The 5,130-nt window shown below is 49.9% G+C and carries 4 protein-coding genes; 1 reads left to right on the forward strand and 3 read right to left on the reverse strand.

Annotation, left to right across the window (positions count from 1 at the left end; genetic code table 11):
* The first annotated feature begins 300 nt into the window (after positions 1-300).
* Complete coding sequence (locus tag AC3DOM_RS15465) at positions 301-1,305, forward strand: cytochrome c3 family protein (protein ID WP_487919942.1); 1,005 nt, start codon at positions 301-303, stop codon at positions 1,303-1,305.
* 199 nt (positions 1,306-1,504) lie between these two features.
* On the opposite strand, the gene AC3DOM_RS15470 is transcribed toward AC3DOM_RS15465, so the two are convergent.
* Genes AC3DOM_RS15470 through AC3DOM_RS15480 form a run of 3 tightly spaced genes read right to left on the reverse strand, consistent with a single transcriptional unit; the run spans position 1,505 to position 4,756 of the window.
* Entirely contained in the window at positions 1,505-3,613 is a 2,109-nt protein-coding gene (locus AC3DOM_RS15470; protein ID WP_487919943.1) for a c-type cytochrome, read from the reverse strand.
* A 2-nt stretch (positions 3,614-3,615) separates the two neighbouring features.
* Positions 3,616-4,275, reverse strand: coding sequence for a cytochrome b (locus AC3DOM_RS15475; RefSeq protein WP_487919944.1), 660 nt, complete (start codon positions 4,273-4,275; stop codon positions 3,616-3,618).
* Between the two features lies 1 nt (position 4,276).
* Positions 4,277-4,756, reverse strand: a complete 480-nt coding sequence (locus AC3DOM_RS15480; protein WP_487919945.1) for a QcrA and Rieske domain-containing protein — start codon at positions 4,754-4,756, stop codon at positions 4,277-4,279.
* Positions 4,757-5,130: the final 374 nt, after the last annotated feature.

Raw genomic sequence — 5,130 nt, forward strand, 5'->3', positions numbered from 1 at the left:
ATAACGAAATAACATTGGGTTATATGGCATAAATGACCTTAATATCCTGTATAAGACTTTGCATATCTCAAAAGTAAATCACATAACTAAAGGTGATATATATCACTAAGCCAAAGTGATAGGTAGCATTGGGTTAATTATCACAAACAGATATACTTATATAAATATTAACGCAACATGAGAGCTTTTGGTATTAATCTCATGAATACTATCGTTGGAGGTGCCTATTAACCAATTTCGCCAAAAATATTTAGCAATTCAAAATCGTACAATTTTAGAATATTGAAGGAGAATTAAAGAATGTCTAAGAAAATGCTAGTATTAGCTACACTACTCGTTGCCGCGGTCTTACTGACTGCATGTGGCGCAGAAGGTCCTGCAGGCCCCGCAGGACCCGCTGGCGCAGAAGGCCCCGCAGGACCCGCTGGTGAAGTAGCCATGGCTGCTGACCTGACCTGCACCGAATGTCATAATGACACTGCTGTCATCACCGGAAAGAAAGCCCCGTGGGAAGCCTCTGTCCATGGTGCCGGCACTGCTACCGCTTATGCGGGTGGCCGTGGCGGTTGTGCCGCATGCCACTCAGGCGCAGCATTTAGTAAAATGGTCGCTGAAGGCAGCACCCCGGATGCCTGGGAAGGCGATATCGCTGATGTCACCCATCAGGATTGCCGCACCTGCCATGCGATCCACACCAGCTTCACCGCTGACGACTGGGCTCTTGAGACCACAGCTGCAGTGCCTCTGTATGCCTTTGAAGACGTCACCTATGACGGTGGCGAAGGCAACCTGTGTGCTAATTGCCACCAGCCTCGCCGCGGATTTGCATTGGACGAAGAAGGTCTGGTTGATGTTACCAGCACCCATTGGGGCCCGCACCATGGCCCACAAACAGCTATGCTGATGGGTGTCGGTGGCGGCGGTGAAGTTGAAGGTAAACCCGGCGCACATTATTCGATGGTCGAAGGCACCTGTGTAGCTTGCCACTTAGGCGAAGCTGACAATCACACCTTCCTGCCGAGCGTTGCTGCCTGCCTGGGCTGCCATGCTGATATCGAAGACTTTGATTTCAGTGGCTTGCAGACCGAAGTTGACGAGATGCTTGTTGAACTCGGTGAATTGCTCGAAGCCGAAGGTATGTACGAACTCGAAGCTGGTCACCCCGTTGTTGGCAAATACGAAGCCGCCAAAGGCGCAGCATTGTGGAACTACATCTACATTGCAGTTGAAGATGCCAGCCATGGCGTCCACAACCCCGCTTACACCAAAGCACTGCTCGAAGCTTCTCTCGCAGCATTTGAATAAGCCTCAAACCATAGAAAGCTAGTAATACGAACAGGGCTGCCATTTGGCAGCCTTGTTTTTGTTTATAAAAAGGTCCCGGTCCCTTCAAGGGAACGGGACCTTCATTATCGCTTTTGCGAGTTGAGGGCGATACGCCCGAAACAAAAAGACCACTCGCTATGCGGGTGGTCTTGGCTTACCTTGCATTCAAGTGAGTATCTTAGTTATCCGGAGCACCAGCTGTGATCCAATCCAAAATGATCCAGACTTGATCCTCGGCTAATAAACCTGCCGGAGGCATGATCCCTCCACTGGATTGCGTTCCGAGCATCTTTTGCGCAAGCAAACTATTCTTTGCATCCCCGGGAATGACAGAAGGTGCATTATTCCCTGTGTTGATCACATTCTCAGAGGTATCGGCGTTCCAGCCGCCCATCTGGCCGTGGCAAATAGTACAGTGTTCCTCGAAAAGGGGCCGCACATCATTTGCGAAGGAAGCCGGTCCGGATGTCCCAGCCTCGCTACCATCATTATTCAAATTCCGAAGGATCTTCACGAGTTGCAGAATTTGATCATCGGTCAATATCTGGCTCCAGGCGATCATTGAACTGTTCGGGTGACCCTTGCTGATCGTGTTGAAAATTTCCTGATCGGTATTATTTTTCTGAAAATCAGGATCGCTTAACACAGGTCCAATGCCGCTACCGTCAGGCCGGTGGCATTGAGAGCATAATGTTTCGAAGATTTCCACCCCGGAGAGGTCCACATTATCAGGGAGAGTCATTTCTGGCGGATACTCAACGGGTGGGTTGGCTTCCCATGAGCGCATATAGGTAATAATCGTGTTGATCTGATCATCATCAAGCGGTCCGCCAAAGGCACTGCCAAAAGGAGACATGCCAAAGTTGGGTTGTCCTTGCGCAATGATCTGGAACAAGGTGTGATCATCACGCGTTTTCAGGTATTCAGCAGAACTGATCGGAGCGATCACGTCATCTGGGCGGGCCGGATTGACACCACCCTCACCGAAATCTCCGTGACAAAGGGCACAGTTTTTTGAGAAGATATCTCTTCCGACTTCAAGCGGTGTGCCTTCAGAAGCATCCATGGTGTAACTTACCAGGGCATCCAATTGCTCTGATGTCAGTACCTCACCCCAGACGGGCATGGTCTCATGGGCCCCTCCAGTGGCAATCTTATCTCGCGCCAGGTCAAAATCATTCATTTGCGGGATCAGCGTGCCGTGGCAGCTTGAGCATAACTGGCTGAAAAGTTCTGCGTCTTCAGCCGACGCATCTGTGCTGCTGACATAGCGGGCCAGCGCATCCAAATCATCAGAACTCAATTTTTCCTGCCACGGCGGCATCTCCAGATGGAGTCCGCCCTGGCTGATTAGACTCTCTAGCTCTGCTTCTTCTCCTGTGAAGGCCACTGAACGGCCATGGCAGGCAGAGCAATTTATGGCAAAGAGGCGTTGTCCATCCGGAGCCACCAGGAAGTTGAGTAGTGAGGTCCGGTTTTGGGCACTCAGAACTTCATCCCAGTTGGGAATGTCAAGTTCGCTGTGCGCAGGATATTCGCTGCCAAGGTTCAGTGCTGCTTTTAATTCGATCGGACTACTGGAAACCAACTCAGCGGTCTCGTGGCATTCACCGCAGTTTGAGTTGAAAAGCTCGTGGCCTCTGGGTGATAAAACGAATCCTGCCAGGGCGTCAATTTCATTGTTGGTCAGATCTCCGCTCCAGGCAGGCATACCCCCCTCATGGCTGCCCTGGGTGATGATCAAATGCAGATTTGTGCCCTCGGGGACGGTAATCATCGGACCATGGCAGGAGGCACAGTTTTCAGCGTATAATGCTGCGATGGGGTCTCCAAGGCCTGCTTCGGCGGGTGGAGGGGTTTCGCGGATCGATTGAATGGATAGAAAAATTATCCCAATCCCCAATACTGATGTGATCCCGATTATCCATGGTCTGCTGGAATAATGCCGCTTCGCACTGCGATCCAGAACAGGCAGGAGAAAGAGGAAGATAATCGCCAGGGTCGGAATAACAATGACACCGATGACTTCCAACTCGCCAGGGAAATATTTAAGCAGTTGGAACAGGAAAAGAAAATACCACTCGGGTTTGGGCGTGTAATTTGTGTCCGAGGGATTAGCCCGTTCTTCAAGAGGTGCGCCTAGAAAATAAGCCAGTGCGGCCAATAGAATGAAGATCAGCAGGGAAACTACGGCATCCTTGAAAAGAATATCCGGATAGAAATGAACGCCTTTTTCCTTGGCTTTTTTATACCCAGCGAGATAGTCTTTTTTCTCTTTTTCGTTCATGGCTAATCATCCTTCCCGGGCATTTCGCTGATGCCAATTTTAATCACCAGATACAAGTGAAGCCCTGACAATGCCATCAACGCTGATGGAAGCACCCATACGTGGACACCGAAGAATCGCGCCAGGGTCACGGCAGATAGTTCTGGGCCGCCGCGCATGACGCGTAAAATCCAATCGCCAATCCCAGGGGTGACACTCGCGATTTTGGTCCCGACGGTGGTTGCCCAATAAGCTTTTTGATCCCAGGGAAGCAGATAACCAGTAAAACCAAAACCGATCACGATGATCAGCAAGAATACTCCGGTGAACCAGGTTATTTCGCGTGGGTATTTATAGGTACCAAGGAAGATCACACGTAACATATGGAGTACCGTCAGCACGACCATAGCGCTGGCACCCCAGTGATGTAGCCCTCTGATCAGCCAGCCAGCTGCGACCTCGTTGGTTATATATTGGACACTGTTGTAGGCGTGGTCTGGTGTGGGTACGTAGTAAAGCGTCAATAGAATGCCGGTAATAGCCTGATTAACCGCGACAAATAGCGTTGCGCTGCCCAGGGTGAATAACCAATTTACCTTGGGGATCTTGCGCAGAAAAATGGCTTCCCATACACTGCGCCAACCCAAACGTTCATCAAGCCAGTCTGCTATTTTTGAACCCATATTAGCCTCCCAGAACGTATAATTGCCCGTCTTCTTCCTTGACCTGATACTGGTCGAGAGGACGGGGGGGCGGGCCAGAGACAACCTCGCCACTTTTTGAGAATCCTGCGTTGTGGCATGGACAGAAGAATTGCTCCTGGTCAGAGATCCATCGTACGCGACAGCCGAGGTGGGTGCAGATATTTGACATGGCGACAAAGTCGCGCCCGTTTTCGGTGAGCACATATATGGATAGCTCTTCCTCTTTGGTAATCCAGCCTGTTTGGCGCTCGATCTTGGTTTTGAAGAGTGTCGGAGTTCCCAGCTCAACCTTTGAAACCGATCCCAGGCGGATCCAGTCTTGGGCCTCGTCCTTGCGCGTTGCAGGGCTGATGATATAGGCAATGGCTGGGATGCCGAAACCTGCTCCAATCAATCCCCCAATTGCCCAGGTTGCCATGCCTAAAAAGCTGCGACGGTCTATTTCTTTCTTCTCGTTCATACATACCTCCTGTCTTGAAATAGCATTATTTGGATCTCAGGGCTACGACAAATTGCATAGCATACTGTCAAACAATTAACGAACAGGTATAAATATGTTCATACCCCCAACTTTAGCGCTTCTATTCAAAAAAATTATATCCTATTTGATAAAAATAGTACCATAATATCTTTTAATAAAACTAATCTAGCCACCTGACAGTTTGTCAAAATAAGCGCCAGTTGGTTGCCTGCACTTGTGGTGCGGCACAGGTGAGTAGCCGATGTTTTTCGGCGTATCGCCCGTCCTGGCGCTCCGGGCCAGGGAAACCAATAACTATCTCGATAGTTGTGTTTTTAGTTTGAAGCAGCCATTGTATAGGCTTGTTTAGCGAA

This window comes from Candidatus Desulfolinea nitratireducens, assembly GCF_982879505.1.